14 protein-coding genes are annotated in these 20,354 nt (G+C 72.3%); 4 read left to right on the forward strand and 10 right to left on the reverse strand.

All coding sequences use genetic code 11. From position 1 onward, the window contains the following. Window positions 1–47 precede the first annotated feature (47 nt). Window positions 48–944 carry an NAD(P)-dependent oxidoreductase gene (locus ABZT74_RS02825; RefSeq protein ID WP_356172334.1) on the forward strand — a complete coding sequence of 299 codons (897 nt, stop codon included), beginning with the start codon at window positions 48–50 and terminating at the stop codon, window positions 942–944. A gap of 89 nt (window positions 945–1,033) precedes the next feature. On the opposite strand, the gene ABZT74_RS02830 is transcribed toward ABZT74_RS02825, so the two are convergent. The 10 genes from ABZT74_RS02830 to rsmI form a co-directional block, all read right to left on the reverse strand. Further along, a complete protein-coding gene (locus ABZT74_RS02830; RefSeq protein ID WP_355872408.1) occupies window positions 1,034–1,744 on the reverse strand; it encodes a response regulator transcription factor in 711 nt (236 codons plus the stop codon). A 248-nt stretch (window positions 1,745–1,992) separates the two neighbouring features. Further along, window positions 1,993–3,930: a PQQ-binding-like beta-propeller repeat protein gene (locus tag ABZT74_RS02835; RefSeq protein WP_356433117.1), complete on the reverse strand. Its 1,938-nt coding sequence runs from the start codon at window positions 3,928–3,930 to the stop codon at window positions 1,993–1,995. 79 nt (window positions 3,931–4,009) lie between these two features. Then, window positions 4,010–5,848, reverse strand: a complete 1,839-nt coding sequence (locus tag ABZT74_RS02840; protein ID WP_356433119.1) for a PQQ-binding-like beta-propeller repeat protein — start codon at window positions 5,846–5,848, stop codon at window positions 4,010–4,012. 356 nt (window positions 5,849–6,204) lie between these two features. Continuing rightward, on the reverse strand, window positions 6,205–8,010 hold the full coding sequence (locus tag ABZT74_RS02845) for an ABC-F family ATP-binding cassette domain-containing protein (protein WP_355872416.1): 1,806 nt from the start codon (window positions 8,008–8,010) through the stop codon (window positions 6,205–6,207). Between the two features lie 114 nt (window positions 8,011–8,124). After that, window positions 8,125–9,027 (reverse strand): 4-(cytidine 5'-diphospho)-2-C-methyl-D-erythritol kinase, encoded by a 903-nt coding sequence (locus tag ABZT74_RS02850; RefSeq protein WP_356433120.1) that lies wholly within the window; start codon window positions 9,025–9,027, stop codon window positions 8,125–8,127. After that, window positions 9,024–9,977 (reverse strand): 16S rRNA (adenine(1518)-N(6)/adenine(1519)-N(6))-dimethyltransferase RsmA, encoded by a 954-nt coding sequence (rsmA, locus tag ABZT74_RS02855; protein WP_355872422.1) that lies wholly within the window; start codon window positions 9,975–9,977, stop codon window positions 9,024–9,026. Before rsmA ends, ABZT74_RS02850 begins: the two co-directional genes overlap by 4 nt. 370 nt (window positions 9,978–10,347) lie before the next feature. After that, window positions 10,348–11,832: a ubiquitin-like domain-containing protein gene (locus tag ABZT74_RS02860; protein ID WP_356433378.1), complete on the reverse strand. Its 1,485-nt coding sequence runs from the start codon at window positions 11,830–11,832 to the stop codon at window positions 10,348–10,350. Between the two features lie 472 nt (window positions 11,833–12,304). Then, on the reverse strand, window positions 12,305–13,195 hold the full coding sequence (locus tag ABZT74_RS02865; RefSeq protein WP_356433122.1) for a TatD family hydrolase: 891 nt from the start codon (window positions 13,193–13,195) through the stop codon (window positions 12,305–12,307). Window positions 13,196–13,262: 67 nt separating this feature from the next. Beyond that, the gene (locus ABZT74_RS02870; RefSeq protein WP_356172351.1) at window positions 13,263–13,727 is read right to left on the reverse strand and encodes a hypothetical protein; all 465 of its coding nucleotides are present in this window, start codon (window positions 13,725–13,727) and stop codon (window positions 13,263–13,265) included. A gap of 231 nt (window positions 13,728–13,958) precedes the next feature. Then, complete coding sequence (rsmI, locus tag ABZT74_RS02875) at window positions 13,959–14,816, reverse strand: 16S rRNA (cytidine(1402)-2'-O)-methyltransferase (protein ID WP_356433124.1); 858 nt, start codon at window positions 14,814–14,816, stop codon at window positions 13,959–13,961. Between the two features lie 95 nt (window positions 14,817–14,911). Between rsmI and ABZT74_RS02880 the strand changes: the two genes are divergently transcribed. The 3 genes from ABZT74_RS02880 to ABZT74_RS02890 all read left to right on the forward strand — a co-directional run bounded on the left by ABZT74_RS02880 (window position 14,912) and on the right by ABZT74_RS02890 (window position 20,290). After that, on the forward strand, window positions 14,912–16,651 hold the full coding sequence (locus ABZT74_RS02880) for a phospholipid carrier-dependent glycosyltransferase (RefSeq protein WP_355872432.1): 1,740 nt from the start codon (window positions 14,912–14,914) through the stop codon (window positions 16,649–16,651). A gap of 241 nt (window positions 16,652–16,892) precedes the next feature. Further along, window positions 16,893–18,515 carry a penicillin-binding transpeptidase domain-containing protein gene (locus ABZT74_RS02885; protein WP_356172357.1) on the forward strand — a complete coding sequence of 541 codons (1,623 nt, stop codon included), beginning with the start codon at window positions 16,893–16,895 and terminating at the stop codon, window positions 18,513–18,515. Between the two features lie 104 nt (window positions 18,516–18,619). Then, entirely contained in the window at window positions 18,620–20,290 is a 1,671-nt protein-coding gene (locus ABZT74_RS02890) for a penicillin-binding transpeptidase domain-containing protein (RefSeq protein WP_356172360.1), read from the forward strand. The last annotated feature ends 64 nt before the right edge of the window (window positions 20,291–20,354 follow it).

Here is a 20,354-nt window from a genome sequence, read left to right on the forward strand (position 1 = left end):
GGGCGGGGCGTCGCGCATGAATCGTGCCCAGCGGGAAGGCTGACCCCATGAACGAGACACTCACCGTCAGCGTCCTCGGTACCGGGATCATGGGGGCCGCGATGGCCCGCAACATCGCCCGGGCCGGGCACACCGTCCGGGTCTGGAACCGTACCGCCGCCAAGGCCGAGCCGCTCGCCGCGGACGGGGCGTACGTCGCGGCGTCCCCCGAGGAGGCCGTGCGGGGCGCCGATGTCGTCCTGACCATGCTGTACGACGGGCCCGCGACTCTCGACACGATGCGGCAGGCGGCGCCCGGACTGCGTGACGGGGCGGTCTGGGCGCAGTCGACGACCGCCGGGATCGACGGCGTCGCGGAACTCGCCGGCTTCGCCCGCGCGCACGGGCTCGCGTTCTTCGACGCGCCCGTCCTCGGGACACGCGCCCCCGCCGAGGCCGGACAGCTGACCGTGCTGGCCGCGGGCCCGGTGGCGGCGCGGGACGCGGTGACGCCGGTCTTCGACGCGGTCGGCTCGCGGACCGTGTGGACCGGGGAGGACGGCGCGGCGGGCAGTGCCACCCGGCTCAAGCTCGTCGCCAACAGCTGGGTCCTCGCGGCCACCGCCGCGGCCGGCGAGGCCCTCGCGCTGGCGAAGGGTCTCGGTGTGGACCCGCAGGACTTCTTCGGCCTCATCGCCGGCGGCCCGCTCGACATGGGATATCTGCACGCCAAGGCCGGTCTGGTCCTGGAGGATCGGCTGTCCCCCGCGGCGTTCGCGGTCACGACCGCCGAGAAGGACGCCCGGCTGATCGTCGCGGCCGGGCAGCGGCACGGCGTGCGGCTCGATGTCGCCGAGGCCGCCGCCGAACGCTTCGCCCGCGCCGCGGCCCGGGGCCACGGGGACGAGGACATGGCCGCCGCGTACTTCGCCAGCTTCGAGGAGGGCGAACCCCCGGCCCGGTAAGCGTTCTCTGACCACCGGGGATCACCGAGATCACCGGGACCTCAAGTCCTCACGGCCTGACGGCCTGGCGGCCTGGCGGCCTGGCGGCCTCAGAGGATGTCGTTCTCCGAAGGGTGCGGTGCCGCCGGCGAGGGGATCGGGCCCGCGCGGTCGAGCAGTCCGGTGCGGGCCGCGAGCGCCGCCGCCTCCAGACGGGAGCCGACGCCCAGTTTCATCAGCACCCGCTGGACGTGGGTGCGGGCCGTCGAGGGCGCGATGCCCATGCCGGCCGCGATGAGCCGGGTGTCCTCCCCGTCCGCGACCCGCACGAGGACCTCCACCTCGCGGGGCGTGAGCATCTGGAGCAGGCGCTGGCCCTCGTCGTCGGGCTGGGCCGCGGGGTTGAGCAGTTCGCTGAACGCCCCTTGGAGGAGCTGCGGCGCGACGGCCGCCTCGCCCGCCCGCGCCTTCATGATGGCGCGCTCGACCCCCTCGATGCGCTCGTCGTGCCGTACGTAACCGGAGGCGCCCGCGGCGAACGCGGCGGCGATGCCGCGCGGGTTCGGGACCGGACCGAGCACCAGGACCGCCACCTGGGGGCGCTCCCGCTTGATCCGCACCACCGGGTCGAAGATGCCCGGTTCGGACGGCGTCGCGGTGCCGATCAGACAGACCTCGGGCGCCCGGGTGATCACCAGCTCCGCCGCCCCCGCGGCAGGCGCCGCCGCGGCGAGCACCCGGTGCCCGCGCAGCTTCAGTGCCGAGGCCAACGCCTCGGCCAGCAGTCGGTGGTCATCGACCACCATGAGCCGCACTCCCATCAGGCAACCCCCCAGTCCCCCCAAGCATCCCCACTGGTTCCCCGTGGTTGAGAAGCCCCCCGGCTCTCCATCCCCCGGAAGCTACACGCTTGTTCGACGTTGCGCTTCCCCTACTGGAGAGAAGTGCCCCGGAATATCGAATTCTCTCCCAATAGGGAGTGATGCGGGGTACGCGTGCGGCCCCGCCCCTGAACAGGGGCGGGGCCGCATACGCGACGACAACCGAACGAAAGAGTCCGCTTCGTGGACTACTTGGTTCCGAAGGCGATCGCCAGGTACTCCTTGTCGCCCGTTGTCGACGGCTTGTCCGCGAAGACCTGGGACATGTACAGGTGCCCGTCGTGGAAGAGGATCTCGGCGTACTCCGGGAGCATGCTGGACTCGGCGTCGCGCACCGACTGGTCCCCCGGGTTCTCCAGGAGCTTGGTCGCCTTGAACGAGGTCCCGTCGATCGTGACGATCTGCCCGCCCTTGTCGTACGGCGGCCGCTTGTACGCGAGGAGGTTGGTGCCGTCCATGCGCAGCGGGGTGATGGTGTAGCCGTCGCCGGCGTCCGCGCGCTGGCCGGTCTGCTTCCCGGTGGCGAGGTCGAAGGCGACGATCTCGTTGCTCCGGCTGTACTTGCCGGTACCGTCGTGCTCCTCGGTCGGGATGTACAGCTTGTCGTTGCCGACGGCGAGCGAGGAGCAGTACTCGATCCTGGTGATGCCGTCGCAGCGGGCCGCGTACGTCTTGCCCGGCGCGGAGATCTTCGTGCGCAGCGTGCCGGTCTTGTTGTCGATGGAGAAGAAGTCCGAGATGCCGCTGCCGTCCCCGGCGGAGTCGCCGACGTCGGCGGCGACGACCAGCGGGTCGGTGGAGACGACGCTCGCGTACTCGATGCCGGGCGACATCTTGTACTCGGAGATCACCTTCCCGGTCTTCGGGTCGATGGTCTGGATGTGCAGCTGGCGGGAGCTGCCGTACGCGCCGCACTTGCGGACCGCGACGAGCTTCGCACCGCCGCCGTAGCCGGAGTCGTAGCAGCTGTCCGCGGACTTCGGGGCCCACAGCACCTTGGCGGTGGAGATGTCGAACGCGCCCCCGCCGCTGGTGCTGCCCGCGGCGACCGTGTTGCCGCTGACCGTCACGTTGTCGAGGTTGATCGGCTGGTCACCGGACTTGATCGTCCGCGTCCAGAGCTTCTTGCCGGCGTCGAGGTCGATCGCGGCGAGCTGGCTGCAGCCGTGCGACGGTTCCGCCTTGGTGGGCATGGCGGGCTCGTAGATGATCGCCGTGCGGTCGGAGTCCGTGGTGTGCCGGCTGGCCTGGCAGACGGGACCGGGGAGCTTGATCGTCCAGGTCTTCGCGCCGGAGTCCGGGTCGTAGCCGTTGATCTCGGCGACACCGCTCTTGGCGTACACCTTGTCGGTCAGCCAGGAGCCGACCGTGGTCACGCTCGTGTCGTCCTTGGGAATGGCGGGCGCGGGGATCTGGAACAGCGGGCTGGAAGAGGTGCTGGCCGGCACCTTCTCCTGTCCGTTGGACGAGGTGCCGCCGGTGCCCTTGCCGTCGCCGCCCTTGCCACCGGTACCGCCGCCCGAGTCGGCGGAGGTCTTCTTGTCGTCGTTCTTGCCGTTCGCGTACAGGACGCCCCCGCCGATGATCAGCGCGACCGCCACGACGGCCGCCACGATGATGACCAGCTGGGCGTTGAACTTCCCTCCGCCGGAGCCCTGTTGGGGAGCCTGCGGCTGCATCGGCGTGGTCTGCTGCTGCGGATAGCCGTAGGGGCCGGGCTGTGCGGGCGCGCCGTACGGGGGCTGCGGCTGGCCGGGCGCGCCGTAGGGGCTCTGCGGCTGGCCCGGGTAGCCGTAGCCGGGCTGGGCAGGGGGCGGCGTCTGCGGGTAGCCGTAGGGCTGCTGCGGCGGGGCCGCGGGCGGAGCCGTCTGCGGGGGCGGGGGCGGAGTCTGCGGGTAGCCGTAGCCGGGGCCCTGCGCGGGCGGCGGAGGCGGCGTGGGCGCGCCGAAACCACCGGGCGGCGGACTCTGCGGCGCGCCGAACCCACCCGGCGGCGGGCTCTGCGGGGCACCGAACCCACCGGGCGGCGGGTCCTGGGGCGCCCCGAAGCCGCCCTTCTGGGGCTCCTGCGGCTCGGGCTGGTCCGACGGGGGCTGGTTCGGCGGTGGCGGGGGCGGCTGGCTCATGGCGTGGGTACCTCGGGGGACGAAGGGGCGGCGGGCCGGTGCGCGCGGGGATCGCGCGGGAACGGGAGGCGGGCTGCGGTCACTTGCCGTAAGCCAGCATCAGCTTCTCCTTCGCCTCGTCGTTGCCCGTCAGCCGGGTGGTGGAGATGTAGAAGCGCCCGTCCACGTAGGCGACGGCCTTCGAGAAGAAGCTGCTCTCGATGTTCGCCGTGCCCTGCGGGTTCTGGAGGAGGGTGGTGGGCGTGTGACTGCCGGTCGTCGGGACGGACACGACGCGTCCGCCGCCGTCGTACGACGCCTCGACGTAGGCGATGAGCCTGCCGCCCTCGGTCCTCATCGGCATCATCGTGGCGTCCGCGGGGGACTTGACCCGCCACTTCTCCTTGCCGGTCGCCAGGTCGAACGCGACGATCTCGTTGGCCCCGGTCTTCGCGTCGGTCGGGAGGTACAGCGTGTTCGCGTCGGCGACGGCGCCGAAGCAGCCGGTCAGGTCGCGGTTGAGGATCGCGAAGCCGCACTCGGGCGCGAAGCCGTCGTCGCTCTTGAGCTGCGCGCGGATGGCGCCGTTGCTCCCGTTCAGGACACTGACGTTGACCGTCTTCTTCGCGTCGTTGGTCAGGTAGAGGACGACCGGGTCCACGGAGTAGGCGCGCTGCACCTTCCACCCCTTGGCGACCTTCATGGTCCACTTCGCCTTGCCGGTGGCGGGGTCCAGCTCCTGCACCTCGTCGTGCTCGGTGTCGCTGCCCGCCCCGCAGGAGGAGACGGAGAGCAGCTTGCCGCCGCCGGCGAACCCTGCCGGGTAGCAACTGGCGCCGTACTTCTCCTTGTCCCACAGCTTCTTGCCGCTGGAGACGTCGTACGCCGTGCCGGACATCGAGCGGCCGACGGTCAGGGTGTCGCCGGTGATGGACAGTTCGATCGAGAGCGCGCTGTCGAACAGCCCGCCGTCGGCGACCTTCCCGCTCCAGCCCTTGGCGCCGGTGTTCAGGTCGATCTGCTGGAGCTGGTTGCACTTGGCGCCGCTGGCGGCGCCGCTCATGTACGCGATGACGACCTTGTCGTCGGACGTCTTCTGCGGCGTGACGGCGCAGATCTTCTGCGGGAACGTCAGCGCGTCCCAGGCCGGCCGGCCGTTGCCGGTGTCGAACGCGAAGACCTGCTTGTACGCGGCCTTGACCGCCGCCTTGCCGGTGATCCACAGGCCGGGGGCGTCGGCGCCCGAACCGGGGGCGTCCGGCGCCGACTTGTACCAGAGCACCTTCGCCTCGCCCGGCTTGCGGCCGGCGTTCAGGTTCTCCTCGTCCGCGCCGCCGTCGCCGCTGCCGTCGCCCGGGTTGACCGGGTCGTCCGACGCGGACGCCTTCGGGCTCGGGCTCTCCTTGGCGACGGGCTTCTTCCCGTCGTCGCCGTTGCCGGTGACCGCCCATACGGTGCCGCCGACGACGAGCAGTCCGGCCACGGCCGCCGCGACGACGAGCGCGGGCCTGCCCTTGAACGGGTTCTTCGAGCCGCCGGGCGGCGGGGTGCCGGGGCCGCCCGGATACGTGGGCTGCTGCGGGTAGCCGTAGCCCGGCTGCTGCTGCGGATAGCCGTAGGGGCCGGGCTGACCGTAGGGCCCGGGCTGGGCGTACGGACCCGGCTGCTGCGGCTGGCCGTACGGTCCCGGCTGCTGCGGGTATCCGTAGCCGGGCTGCGGGGGCGGCGGTGCGCCCTGCGGCGGCGGGGGCGTGCTGGGGGGCGTGGCCGGCGGCGGACCGGCGGGAGGGTTCTGCGGCGGATTCCCGGGCGGGTTCTGCGGTGCGCCGAAGCCGCCCTGCGCGCGCGGGTCCCGCGGTGTGCCGGAACCGCCCGTCGGCGGCTGGTCCTGCGGTGCTCCGAACCCGCCCTGCGGCGGCTGACTCGGCGGCTGACTCATCAGCGCTTCCCCCTCTTCACTGATGTGGCGCCCCATCGGCGGCGTTGGATCTCCGCCACACCCGGTGGTTCTCAGACTGTTCTCAGACGGCTCTTTCTATCACTGCGGGGGGCGCGGGCAGGGGGCCGGTGCGCGCCCTGTTCCCAAGGGAGGACCGGGCTGTGATGCCGTCGTTACGCGTCTTCACGGGGCCTTCACGCCGGACGCGCGGGGGGAGTTCATCATCGGGCGAGCTGGTTCCTCCCCGGTTCGGGAAGGGGCGCACTCCCGAACTCAGGGGCGCCCACCGGGAGGCGCACGCCGTCCCGGCGGGCCGTGCGCGCCCGACGATCACGCCGGGCGGGCGCCCCCTCGGGTCACGCGTCCTCGGCCAGCTCCAGCCAGCGCATTTCCAGCTCCTCGCGCTCACCGGTCAACTCACGGAGTTCGGCGTCGAGTTGGGCGACCTTCCCGAAGTCCGTGGCGTTGTCGGCGATCTGCGCGTGCAGCTTGGTCTCCTTCTCGGACATCTTGTCCAGCTGCCGCTCGATCTTCTGGAGTTCCTTCTTGGCGGCCCGCGCGTCCGCGGCGGAGGCCGACTTGACGGGGGCGGGGGCGGCAGCGAGGACGGCGGCCGCGGCCACCTCCTCCATCTTCCTGCGCCGCTCCAGGTACTCGTCGATCCCGCGCGGCAGCATGCGCAGCGTGCCGTCGCCGAGGAGCGCGAAGACGTTGTCGGTGGTGCGCTCGACGAAGAAGCGGTCGTGGGAGATCACGATCATGGAGCCGGGCCAGCCGTCGAGGAGGTCCTCCAGCTGCGTGAGGGTCTCGATGTCGAGGTCGTTCGTGGGCTCGTCGAGGAAGAGGACGTTCGGCTCGTCCATCAGCAGGCGAAGGATCTGGAGCCGCCGGCGCTCACCGCCGCTGAGGTCCCCGACCGGCGTCCACTGCTTCTCCTTGTTGAAGCCGAAGGTCTCGCAGAGCTGCCCCGCGGTCATCTCCCGCCCCTTGCCGAGGTCGACCCGGTCGCGGACGGCCTGGACCGCCTGCAACACCCGCAGGTTCGGGTCGAGCTCACCGACCTCCTGGGAGAGATAGGCGAGCTTGACGGTCTTGCCGGTGACGATCCGGCCGGCGACGGGCTGCCGTTCGCCGTCGCTGCGGGCGGCGTCGGCCAGGGCGCGCAGGAGCGAGGTCTTGCCCGCGCCGTTCACGCCCACCAGGCCGACCCGGTCGCCGGGCCCGAGCTGCCAGGTGAGGTGCTTGAGCAGCACCTTCGGCCCGGCCTGCACGGTCACGTCCTCCAGCTCGAAGACGGTCCTGCCGAGCCGCGAGTTGGCGAACCTCATCAGCTCGCTCTTGTCGCGGGGCGGCGGCACGTCGGCGATCAGTTCGTTGGCGGCCTCGACGCGGAAGCGGGGCTTGGACGTGCGCGCGGGCGCGCCGCGGCGCAGCCACGCCAGCTCCTTGCGGACCAGGTTCTGCCGCTTGACCTCCTCGGTCGCGGCGATGCGCTCCCGCTCGGCCCGGGCGAACACGTAGTCCGAGTAGCCGCCCTCGTACTCGTAGACCGCGCCCTTCTGCACATCCCACATGCGGGTGCAGACCTGGTCGAGGAACCACCGGTCGTGGGTCACGCAGACGAGCGCGGAACGGCGCTCGCGCAGGTGGCGGGCCAGCCAGGCGATGCCCTCGACGTCCAGGTGGTTGGTGGGCTCGTCGAGGATGATCAGGTCCTGCTCCTCGATGAGCAGCTTCGCGAGCGCGATACGGCGCCGCTCGCCACCCGAGAGCGGACCGATCACGGTGTCGAGGCCCTGCGGGAAGCCGGGCAGGTCGAGACCGCCGAAGAGACCCGTCAGCACGTCCCTGATCTTGGCGTTGCCCGCCCACTCGTGGTCCGCCATGTCGCGGATGACCTCGTGACGGACGGTGGCCGTGGGGTCGAGCGAGTCGTGCTGGGTGAGCACGCCGGTGTGCAGGCCGCCGGAGTGGGTGACCCGCCCGGTGTCCGCCTCCTCCAGCTTGGCGATCATGCGGATCAGGGTGGTCTTGCCGTCGCCGTTCCGGCCGACCACGCCGATGCGGTCCCCCTCGCTGACGCCGAGGGAGACCCCGTCGAGCAGTGCACGGGTGCCGTACACCTTGCTGACGGACTCGACATTGACCAGGTTGACGGCCATTTCTCTCCTGAACAAGGGGGACGATCGACCCTCAAGGGTAGTCCGCGGGGCGGGCGTCCCCTCCCGCGCGCTCCCCCGGCCCGCTCCCTGCCCGTCGGAGGGCCGGACCGCGGGTCAGCCGAGGATCATCGCGCCGGGTGCCGGGGACCGCGTGACGCGGACCGATCGGCAGGTGCCCGACGCGCTCAGCGCCTCGGCGGCCGTCCGCGCGGTCACCGCGTCCGGGGCGAGGAACGCCGTGGTCGGCCCCGAGCCGGAGACGAGCGCGGCGAGCGCGCCGGCCGAGCGGCCCGCGACGAGGGTGTCGGCGAGGGCCGGGAACAGGGAGAGGGCCGCCGGCTGGAGGTCGTTGGAGACGGTGCTCGCGAGGGCGGCGGCGTCCCCCTTCGCCAGCGCGTCCAGCAGCTCCTGCGAGGCGACCGGCTCCGGGACGCGGACACCCTCGTGCATCCGGTCGAACTCCTGGAAGACCGCGGGGGTCGACAGCCCGTGCTCGGCCATCGCGAACACCCAGTGGAAGGTCCCGCCGACCTCCAGGGCGCGCAGTTGCTCGCCCCGGCCGGTGCCGAGCGCCGCCCCGCCCAGCAGGCTGAACGGCACGTCGCTGCCCAACTCGGCGCAGATTTCGAGGAGTTCGGCGCGCGAGGCGTTCGTGCCCCACAGCGCGTCGCAGGCGAGCAGCGCGCCCGCCCCGTCCGCGCTGCCGCCCGCCATGCCGCCGGCGACGGGGATGTCCTTGGCGATGTGGAGGTGGACGGCGGGGTCGACGCCGTACCGGCGGGCGAGTTCGAGGGCGGCACGGGCCGCGAGGTTCGTACGGTCCAGGGGCACCTGGGCGGCGTCCGGGCCCGCGCAGGTGACGCGCAGCTCGTCGGCCGGGGCGACCGTGACCTCGTCGTAGAGGCCGACCGCGAGAAACACGTTGGCCAGGTCGTGGAAGCCGTCGGGACGTACGCCGCCGACGGCGAGCTGGACGTTGACCTTGGCAGGGACGCGTACCGTCACCGTCTCCGTCACGGCTGGGTCGACTCCTCGTGCTCGGCCTGCTCGGCGGTCCCGGCCTCGGTGCGGTAGCGGCGGGCGTTCCTGGTGTCCGCGCCCTTCGCCTCGCCGCGGTTCTCCGCGATCCGGGCGAACTCCTCGACCGTCAGGGACTCGCCGCGGGCCTGCGGGGAGACACCGGCGGCGACGAGCGCGGCCTCGGCCGCGGGGGCCGAACCGGCCCATCCGGCGAGGGCTGCGCGCAGCGTCTTGCGGCGCTGCGCGAAGGCCGCGTCAACGGCGGCGAACACGTCGTTCTTCGGGGCGGAGGTGGAGATCGGCTCGGCACGCCGGGTGAGCGACACGAGTCCGCTGTCGACGTTGGGGGCCGGCCAGAAGACGTTGCGTCCGATGGAGCCGGCGCGCTTGACCTCCGCGTACCAGTTGGCCTTCACGGACGGCACGCCGTACACCTTCGAACCGGGCGCGGCGGCGAGCCGGTCGGCGACCTCCGCCTGGACCATCACGAGGGTGCGCTCGATGGTCGGGAAGGTGTCGAGCATGTGCAGCAGGACGGGCACCGCGACGTTGTACGGGAGGTTCGCGACCAGGGCGGTCGGGGGCGGGCCCGGAAGCTCACGGATCTGCATGGCGTCCGAGTGGACCAGCGTGAACCGGTCGGCCCGCTCCGGCATGCGCGCCGCCACCGTCGCGGGCAGGGCGCCGGCGAGGGTGTCGTCGATCTCGACCGCGACGACCCGGTCGGCCGTCTCCAGCAGGCCCAGTGTCAGCGAGCCGAGGCCGGGTCCCACCTCCACGACCACGTCGTCGGGCCGTACCTCCGCGGTCCGCACGATGCGGCGCACCGTGTTCGCGTCGATCACAAAGTTCTGGCCGCGCTGCTTGGTGGGCCGTACGCCGAGGGCTGCCGCGAGTTCGCGGACGTCGGCGGGGCCCAGGAGGGCGTCGGGGGTGGGGCTGGTCACGCCCCAAGGGTACGGGTGCGAACCGGCCCACCGGGCTCACGCCCCTCGCCGTCGACGCGATCACCGGGACGGAGCCTCCGTACGACCACCTCACGCGGGGCCCCGGGAGCCGGGACACCCGGACACCGCGACCCGGCCGGGCACCCGTTCGGCGCGGGGCGTCCGGGTCGGGGCGTCCCGGCCCGGGACGTCGGAGGCCCGCCGGTCACGCGGAGCCGCGGCGCCTCTCCGCATCTGAGGGACGGCACGGGCGCCGCGGGCGTGCCCTGCCGTGGAGGGCGGCTCCGGCCTCGAAGTCGCCCCGCCCGTGCGGGGGGCCCAGCGACGTGAACCCCTGCCCGCGCGGGGCGGGCACCCGCCCCGGGTGGCCTCAGCCGTGGAGGCGGGCTCCGCAGTGGGGCCAGGGGCTCGCCCCGCTGCGCACGTACAGCTTCTTCGCGCGCAGGGTCTGTTCGGCGGCGGGCGCGTCCTGGGGACGCCCGCTGCCGCCGAGGGTCTGCCAGGTGTGGGTGTCGAACTGGTAGAGGCCGCCGTAGGTGCCGGACGGGTCCACCGCGCCGGGCCGGCCGCCGGACTCGCACGCGGCGAGGCCCGACCAGTTCAGGTGGTCGGCGCCGTCGACGGAGGCCGGGTGCGGCTTCGTACCGACCCGGACCAGCTGGACCTGCGGTTCCCGCACCACCTCGGCACGGATGCGGCGCGGCTTCTCGCGGACGCCGTTGACGGTCCGCAGGGCGTACGTCACGCGCCGCGCGCCGAACCGGCCGGGCCGTTCGACGACCTCGCTGCCCTTGAACAGCGAGGCGTCCTCGGTGCGCCGGACCTCGAACGGAATCCGTTCCTCTCGGACCTCCCGGGTCCCGGTGACCCGCAGGACGGTGACCGTCTGCCCGTCGCGCGGGAAGCTCCCGGCCGGGACGGACGTGGTGTCCTGCCCGTGCAGGGCGATCCCGGCCGCCTCGACGGCCTCCCCCACGCTCGCCGCGTTCGTGCGGACGGTCCGGGCCCTGCCGTCGGCCATGATCGTGACGGTGCGCTCGGTCCGCACGTCGAGCTCCAGCCCCGCGCGCCCGATCGGCTGGGAACGCGAGGCCGACAGGTACGCGCCCTCGGCGCGCACCCCCAGCTGTCTGAGCGCCCCCTCGACGGTGGGCGCGGTCGTCCACACCCGGCGCCGGATGCCGTCGATGGTGAGGCTCACCGGCCGTCCGTAGTGCACCGCGACCTCGTCACCGCTGGTCAGGGGTGTGCCGGGGGCCGGTGCGACCACGTCGTGCGCGCCCACCTTCACGCCCTCGTCGGCGAGCAGCTCGCTCACGTCGTCGGCGAAGGTGTGCAGCGTGCGCGGTCTGCCGTCGACGCTGAGTTCGATCGCCTTGTCACTGGCGACGAAGGCGGAGGTGCCGCCGGCCAGGAAGGCGACGACCAGGGCCTGCGGGAGCAGCCGGCGCAGCGCGTCGGGCCGGTCGGTGACGCGTTTGCGCCGGGCCGCGCGGCGCGCGTCGGCCCGCCCGCCCGTGGGCCGGACCCCGTCGACCGCGGCGGAGCGGGCGGCGTCGCGGTCGGGCACGGTGACGACCACGGTGTCCGCGAGCGCGACCGCGTCGGTGAGGACGACCGTGTCCGCCTGCGCGAAGCCGCTCCCGTCGGCGACGGTGTCGGCCTGCGCGAACCCGTTCCCGTGCACGGTCGCACCGGCCTGGGGAGCCGCGTCCGCGTACTGGCGCGGTTCGGGGAAGGCACCGTGGGTCACGGGCGCGCCGGGCGGGTACGCCGTCGCGGGTCCCGGGGTGCGCGCCTCGTACGCCGGGCGGTAGGTGTCGGCGTACCCGTGGCCGTACGGCTCCCAGCGCACGTACTCGACGTAGCCGGAACCGGAGCCCGACCGGGGGCCGGAGTGGTCCCCGTACGCGCCATAGGCCGCGTACGCCTCGAACGCCCCGGAAGCGTCGCTGGGGCCGCCCGGTCCGCCCGGTCCGGGAGCCCCGCCGGGTCCGCCGGCTCCGCCCCCCGCGTCCCGTGCCCGGTCCTCGTCGCGCTCGTCGTGCCCGCCGAGCGCGTCCGCCCCGGCAGGCGGGCCGGCGGCCACGGCGGCGCCGGCGGCGTCGACGACCGTGGTGGCGTCGGCGCCACCGGTCGGTCCGTACGTCTCGTACTGCTCGTACCGCGAGCTGCTCACGACGACACGCTCCAGGGGTCCGGATCGGGCGACCAGAACCTAGCGGAGCGGTCGTCACTCTCCCAAGCAACGCGACTACGCTGTGTCGCGATACTCCCCCGCCGGAGACAGGCGTCCGACCAGGGAAAACCCCCGGAGCCGTTATCGCTCAGTAATCGAATGCGCGCGCGGTGTTGGCGGACAGCGAGGTCGCGAGGGTGTCCTCGTCGATCCCGCGCACCGCGGCCATGGCGCGCACCGTCACCGGAACGAGATACGGCGCGTTGGGCCGTCCGCGGTACGGCGCCGGGGTCAGGAAGGGCGCGTCCGTCTCGACGAGGACGAGGCCGAGCGGGGCCACGGCGAGCGCGTCGCGCAGCGGCTGGGCGTTCTTGAAGGTCATGTTTCCGGCGAAGGACATGAAGTAGCCGGCGCGGGCGCAGACCTCGGCCATCGCGGCGTCGCCGGAGTAGCAGTGGAAGACGGTCCGCTCGGGGGCGCCCTCCTCCTTGAGGATGCGCAGCACGTCGGCGTGGGCGTCGCGGTCGTGGATGACCAGGGCCTTGCCGTGCCGCTTGGCGATCTCGATGTGGGCGCGGAAGGAGCGCTCCTGGGCCGCCTTGCCCTCGGGGCCGGTGCGGAAGTTGTCGAGGCCGGTCTCGCCGACGCCCTTGACCTGCGGGAGGGCGGCGAGGCGGTCGATCTCCGCGAGCGCCTCGTCCAGCGCCGCGTCGCCGCCGGGCTGCCGGGCCCCCTGCCGGGACCAGCCGTCGGGGTCCCCGTGCACGATCCGGGGCGCCTCGTTGGGGTGGAGGGCGACGGTGGCGTGGACGGCGTCGTACGCGGCCGCCGTCTCGGCCGCCCAGCGGGAGCCGTTCAGGTCGCAGCCGACCTGGACGACGGTCGTGACACCGACCGACGCGGCCTTGGCGAGAGCCTCCTCGACCGTGCCGGACTGCATGTCGAGGTGGGTGTGCGAGTCGGCGACCGGGACGCGCAGGGGCTCGGGGAGCGGGGGCGCGGCGTTCTTGTCGGAGGCGCCGGAGACGGAGGAAGGCATGCCCCGATCCTACGAAGGGGGCATGCCGTCCTTCACGTCGCGGCCGTCGCCGCCCCGGGCTGCGGGATCAGCCGGCCTTGCGGTGCTGGAACGGGTGCAGCAGATCCGACAGGTGCCAGTGGTGCGGTTCCTTCGGCGTCTCGGAGGAGTCGCCCGCAGCGGCCCCCTCCGTTCCCTCCCCGGGCTGTCGCGGTACCGGCCGGGGCTTGGCCACGGAGTGCAGGGAATCGAGGACGGACGACACCTGTCCGGCGCGCATGATGCGCACCACGTGGCTGTCGCAGTAGAGGCAGGAAGGACGGCTGAGCGGCGACGGCACGGTCCGGCCGTCCGCCACGTACGTCACGAACTCGGCGCCGTCCGCGTCGTGGTGGTGCTCGATCGCGTAGGACTGCTCCCAGCCGTGCCCGCAGCGCATGCAGGCGAAGGAATACGATTCGTGGACAACGGCCGTCGCCGCACTGCGATGCCCGGTCTGTTCGGTGACCTGACCCGCGGCGACGCCGCCGGTCCGTCCTGTGGTCTCACTCATTCCGACTGCTCCTCTTGTCCGCTGGACAAGCACCTCCGTGGACGGATTTCCCCCTGGATTCCGCCGTTGCGCCGGAGGTGAGGGACGGGTGCGTCCCTTCATCCAGTGGACGCTTCTCCCGGCGCGAACGCATCCGCCCTGTCGACTGTTGGAGCCGTTTTGGCCGTTCCTTGTCGGAACGGCCCTGCCACGCGGCCTGAGCTTTGCTTTTGAAGCCGCTCCTTTGCCCTTCTATGGGGTGGTTCGAGCAGCGTTCTTTGCCGCGACCACGGCATCAAAGACGTCACGTTTGGGAATTCCGGCTTCCGCGGCGACGGCGGCGATCGCCTCCTTGCGCCGCTCCCCCGCCTCCTCGCGCACCTGCACCCTGCGCACCAGCTCGGTGGCGTCGAGTTCCTCCGCGCCCTTGTCGGGGGCGCCCTCGACGACCACGGTGATCTCGCCGCGGACCCCTTCGGCGGCCCAGGCGGCGAGCTCGCCCAGCGGCCCGCGCTTGATCTCCTCGTACGTCTTGGTCAGCTCGCGGCAGACGGCGGCGCGGCGCTGGGTGCCGAAGACCTCCGCCATCGCGGCGAGCGTGTCGTCGAGCCGGTGCGGGGCCTCGAAGTAGACCAGCGTCCGGCGTTCCTCGGCGACCTCCCGGAGCCGGGAGAGACGCTCGCCGGCCTTCCTCGGCAGGAAGCCCTCGAAGCAGAACCGGTCGACGGGCAGCCCGGACAGGGCGAGCGCGGTGAGCACGGCGGACGGGCCCGGTACGGCGGTGACCTTGATGTCCTTCTCGACCGCGGCCGCCACGAGCCGGTAGCCGGGGTCCGAGACGGACGGCATCCCGGCGTCGGTCACCAGCAGCACCCGCGCCCCGCCGACGAGCGCCTCGACCAGCTCCGGGGTCCGCGCGGCCTCGTTCCCCTCGAAGTAGGAGACGACACGGCCGGAGGTCTGGACGCCGAGGGCCTGGGTGAGCCGGCGCAGCCTGCGGGTGTCCTCGGCGGCGACGACATCGGCTCCGGCCAGTTCCGCGGCGAGCCGTGGCGGCGCGTCCGAGATGTCGCCGATGGGGGTGCCTGCCAACACAAGGATTCCTGTCACGCTCCCATCCTCGCAGGGGTACCGTCCTACAAGCTCATCCGGCCGGAAGGGCCCGGGCGCGGGACTCCCACAGACGCGTTCCCTACGATGGCGCGGTGACCAGTACCGCGTCCTCCACGGACACCCGGCAGGGCCAGGCCGCCGACGATCAGCGGCCGTCGTGGCAGCGGCGGCTGCGCCGATTCGGCTACACGGCGCCGCCCAGAAGCGATGTGCGCGACCGTCTCGTCCCGCCGTACCCCGAGCCGGGGTCGCGGATCTGGGCCGCCCTCGGTCTGCGCCAGGAGGTCGCCGACCGCTTCCACCGCTGGTCGGGGTGGGGTGGCCCGCTGCTGGTGACCCTGTTCGCCGGGCTGCTGCGGTTCTGGAACCTGGGCAGCCCGAAGGCGGTGATATTCGACGAGACGTACTACGCCAAGGACGCCTGGGCCCTCATCCACCGCGGGTACGAGGTCAACTGGGCGAAGGACGCCAACGACCTGATCCTCCAGGGCAACGGCAACGTCCGGATCCCCAGCGACGCCGCCTACGTCGTGCACCCGCCGGTCGGCAAGTACGTCATCGGGCTCGGCGAGTGGATGTTCGGGTTCAACCCCTTCGGCTGGCGCTTCATGACCGCGGTGCTCGGCACGCTGTCGGTGCTGCTGCTGTGCCGGATCGGACGGCGGCTGTTCCGCTCGACGTTCCTCGGCTGTCTCGCGGGCATGCTCATGGCGGTCGACGGCCTGCACTTCGTGATGAGCCGCACCTCGCTGCTCGACGGCGTGCTGATGTTCTTCGTGCTCGCGGCCTTCGGCTGCCTGGTCATCGACCGGGACAGGGCGAGGGCACGGCTGGCCGCCGCGCTGCCCGTCGACGAGGACGGCACGGTCCGCCCCGACGCGGACACCGCCGAGTCCACCCGCCTCGGCTGGCGGCCCTGGCGCTGGACGGCGGGCCTGATGCTGGGTCTGGCGATCGGCACGAAGTGGAACGGCATGTACGTCCTCGCCGCGTTCTGCGTGATGGCGGTCCTGTGGGACGTGGGGTCCCGCCGGGTCGCCGGCGCCCGCCACCCGTACACGGCGGCCCTGAAGCACGACACCGGCATCACGTTCCTCGCGACGGTCCCGGTCGCGGTGGCCGTCTACCTGATCTCCTGGACCGGCTGGATCCTGTCGCCGACCGACGGCAGCGGCGGCTACTTCCGGAACTGGGCGGCGACCGACGGCCGGGGCGGGAACTGGACGTACCTCCCCGACTGGGTGCGCAGCCTGTGGCACTACGAGCACGAGGTCTACAAGTTCCACGTCGGCCTCTCCTCTCCGCACACCTACCAGTCCAACCCGTGGAGCTGGCTCGTCCTCGGCCGCCCGGTCTCGTACTTCTACGAGTCCCCGCTGCCCGGCAAGGACGGCTGCCCCTCCGACGCGGGCGACAAGTGCGCCCGCGAAGTGCTGGCCCTCGGCACACCCCTGCTGTGGTGGGCGGCCTGCTTCGCGATCCTCTACGTGCTGTGGCGCTGGGCGTTCCGCCGCGACTGGCGGGCGGGCGCGATCGCCTGCGGCATCGCCGCCGGCTACCTCCCCTGGTTCCTGTACCAGGAGCGCACGATCTTCTACTTCTACGCCGTCGTCTTCGTGCCGTTCCTCTGCCTGGCCGTCACGATGATGATCGGCGCGATCCTCGGCCCACCGGGCGCGACGGAACGCCGCCGCCTGGTCGGAGCGGTGTCAGCGGGCGTCCTGGTCCTCCTGATCACCTGGAACTTCATTTATTTCTGGCCCCTGTACACAGGCACCGCGATCCCCATCGACCAGTGGAGATCGCGAATGTGGCTGGATACGTGGGTCTAGCCGGGCATCGGACCAGGAGGGCGCGGCCGGTGGCCGCGCCCTCCTGGCGTTGCGTGGCCGGAACCGGTGCACCCGGTCCCGTCGATAGATGGCGTTCACACCCATAACCACCCGCCCCCGCGCTAACGATTCGGAGAAACCGCTGTCATCGCAGCCCCACCCGCCTCTACAGTTCGGGGAGAACGACTTTTCTGAACGCGTTCAGAAGTTCGGGGAAGGGTTCACGGGGAGGGATCGCGCGATGCGCAAGGGGGCCAAGGCTGCCGTCATCGGCAGTGTGTTCGCCGTCGTACTGGGGGGCGCCGGGTACGGCGCGTACAACTTCGTCACCGCGGTCAGCGGGGGCACCGGGTCCGCGGGGCCCGCACCGGTCAGAACCGGGCCGCCGAGCGGCTCCGAGGTCAAGGAGACCAGCCGCGCCTTCTTCGCGGCCTGGGAGAACGGCGACGCGGCGAAGGCGGCGGGGTACACGAACTACGAGTCCGGCGCCCAGAGCCTGCTCGCCGGGTACAGCGGAGCCGCGCACCTCACTCATGTGCGGATCACGCCGGGCACGGCGTCCGGGGCGAGCGTGCCGTTCTCCGTGAAGGCGACGGTGTCCTACGACGGGAAGACCAAGCCCCTCGCCTACGACTCCCGGCTGTCCGTGGTGCGCGGGGAGACGACCGGCAAGGCGCTGGTGGACTGGAAGCCGTCCATCGTCCACCCGCAGCTGAAGGACGGGGACACCCTGGTCACGGGCGAGTCGGCGAGCCCGGCGATCGAGGCCGTGGACCGGAACAACGTTGTCCTGACGAAGGACAAATACCCCTCGCTCGGACCGATCCTGGACGCGCTGCGCGACAAGTACGGCGACAAGGCGGGCGGTACGCCCGGCATCGAGCTGGCGATCCACCACGGGACCACCGAGGCCCCCGACACCACGCTGGCCACCCTCGCCGAGGGACGTCCCGGCAAGGTCCGTACGACACTCAGCGCGAGCGCTCAGGCCGCCGCCGAGAAGGCGGTCGAACGGTACGCGGAGTCGTCCGTGGTCGCGGTGAAGCCGAGCACCGGCGAGGTGCTGGCCGTCGCCAACCACCGCCAGGACGGCTTCAACGCGGCGTTCCTCGGCAAGCTCGCCCCCGGATCCACGATGAAGATCATCAGCGCGGCGACCCTCATCGACAACGGCATCACGACGTCGACCGGCCCGGCGCCCTGCCCGCCCACGGCGACCTGGCAGAGCCAGACCTTCCACAACCTCAAGGGCATGCAGCCGCAGGAGAACGCGACGCTGTCCGACAGCTTCTCCCGCTCGTGCAACACCGCGTTCGTGAAGTACGCGGACGAGGTGAAGGTCGACTCGCTGACGAACGAGGCCCAGCAGCGCTTCGGGCTCGGCCGGAACAACTGGAAGACCGGCATCGAGTCCTTCGACGGCTCGGTGCCCGCCTCCGGCGGCCCCGACACCGCGGCCAACATGATCGGCCAGGGCCAGGTCCAGATGAGCCCGCTCAACATGGCCTCGGTCACGGCGACCGCCATGACGGGGGCCTTCCGGCAGCCGGTCATCGTGGCGCGCTCCCTCGACGGCCGCGAACTGGCCACCGCCAAGGGCCTGTCCGGCGGCACGGTCGCACAGCTGCGCACGATGATGAACCGCACGGCGGTCAGCGGCACCGCCGCCCAGGTGATGGCCGGACTCGGCGGCAGCATCGGCGCCAAGACCGGCTCCGCCGAGGTCGACGGACAGACCGTCTCCAACAGCTGGTTCACCGGCTACCGGAACGACATCGCGGCCGCCGCCATGACCCAGGAGGGCGGACACGGCGGCGACGCGGCCGGCCCGATCGTCGCAGCAGTGCTACGAACGGGTGGCTGAGGCCACTTCGCACAGGGCGGGACCCTAGGGTGGGGAACCTCGTTGAGGAGCGAGAGGCGCGGGGGCGCCACAGGGCACCAGGGGACAGCGGAGGACGAACAGCTGTGGGCAAGAGAAGACGGGTCGCCGAGCGGCGCAGTACGAGACAGCCCGCCGTGATCGGCGGAGTGATCGCGGTGGTCGTCGCCGGCGGCGCGTTCGGCGCCTACAGCCTGTACGGGGGCAGCGCCGCCGGGGACGACACGTCCACCGGCACCGCCCGCACGAAGGTGAAGACGGGCCCGCTGACCGCGACCGAGATCCACACCGCGTCCACCGCCTTCCTCACCGCCTGGCAGAAGGGCGACGTCGCCGAGGCCGCCGCCGCCACCGACGACTCGGCCTCCGCCACGGCCGCCCTGACCGGCTACGGCAAGGACGCCCACATCAGCGGCGTCACCCTGACCGGCGGCAAGCCGTCGGGCACCGACGTGCCCTTCACCGTCAAGGCCACCGTCGGCTACAAGGGCACGTCCAAGCCCCTGACGTACTCCTCGAAGCTCACCGTCGTGCGGCGGGCCAAGGACGGAACCGCACTGGTCGGCTGGAAGCCGTCCGTCGTCCACCCGGACCTCCAGGACGGCGACCGGCTCGTCACCGGTGCGTCCGGGACACCGCCCGTCACCGCCCTCGACCGCGACGGCGGGGAACTGACCACCGCCAAGTACCCGTCCCTGGGCACCGTCCTCGACGGGCTGCGCGAGAAGTTCGGCAAGACGGCCGGCGGCAAGGCCGGCATCGAACTGCGCGTGGTCCGCAAGGCCGCGAAGAAGGGCGCCCAGAAGACGCCCGACAAGACCCTCGTGACGCTCAGCGAGGGCACCCCCGGCAAGGTGACGACGACCCTCGACCCGGCCCTCCAGGCGGAGGCCGAACGCCGGGTCGCCGCCAAGGAGAAGGCGTCGGTGGTCCTGCTGCGCCCCTCGACCGGCGAGATCCTCGCCGTCGCGAACACCTCCCACGGCTTCAACACCGCCTTCCAGGGCTCCCTCGCGCCCGGCTCCACCATGAAGGTCATCACCGCCTCGCTGCTCTTCGACAAGGGCCTGGCCTCCGCGGACAAGCCGCACCCCTGCCCCAAGACGGCGACGTACGGCGGCTGGAAGTTCCACAACGACGACGACTTCGAGATCAAGGACGGCACCTTCAAGGCGAGCTTCGCGCGGTCCTGCAACACCGCCTTCATCACGCAGGCGAAGAAGCTCGAGAACGACGACCTGACGAAGCAGGCCCAGCAGGTCTTCGGGCTGAGCATGAACAACTGGGCCGTCGGCGTCCCGTCGTTCGACGGTTCGGTGCCGGTGCAGAGCGCCGCGCAGATGGCGGCGTCCCTGATGGGCCAGGGCGGTGTCCGGATGAACCCGCTGAACATGGCGTCCATCGCCGCCACGGTCAAGACGGGCACCTTCCACCAGCCGTACCTGGTCTCGCCGACGGTCGACCACCGCACGCTCGCCAAGGCCTCCCGCACCCTGTCGGCGTCCACGCTCTCCCAGCTGCGCGAGGTCATGCAGTACACCGCCGCCGCGGGCACCGCCGCCGAGGCCATGTCCGGCCTCGGCCCGGACTACGGCGCCAAGACCGGATCCGCCGAGGTCGACAACCAGAAGCAGCCCAACGGCTGGTTCACCGCGTGGAAGGGCGACCTCTCGGGCGCGGGCGTCGTCCAGCAGGGCGGCCACGGCGGTGACACGGCGGGCCCGATCGTCGCGGCGCTGCTGAAGGCGGGCAGCTAGTCCACCCACCCGCCCGGGCGCCCTCCGCGGGCGCCCCGCCGAGCCGTTCCCGGCGGGACGGGAA

Source organism: Streptomyces sp. NPDC005302 (genome assembly GCF_040607345.1).
In the GTDB taxonomy this organism is placed as follows: Bacteria; Actinomycetota; Actinomycetes; order Streptomycetales; family Streptomycetaceae; genus Streptomyces.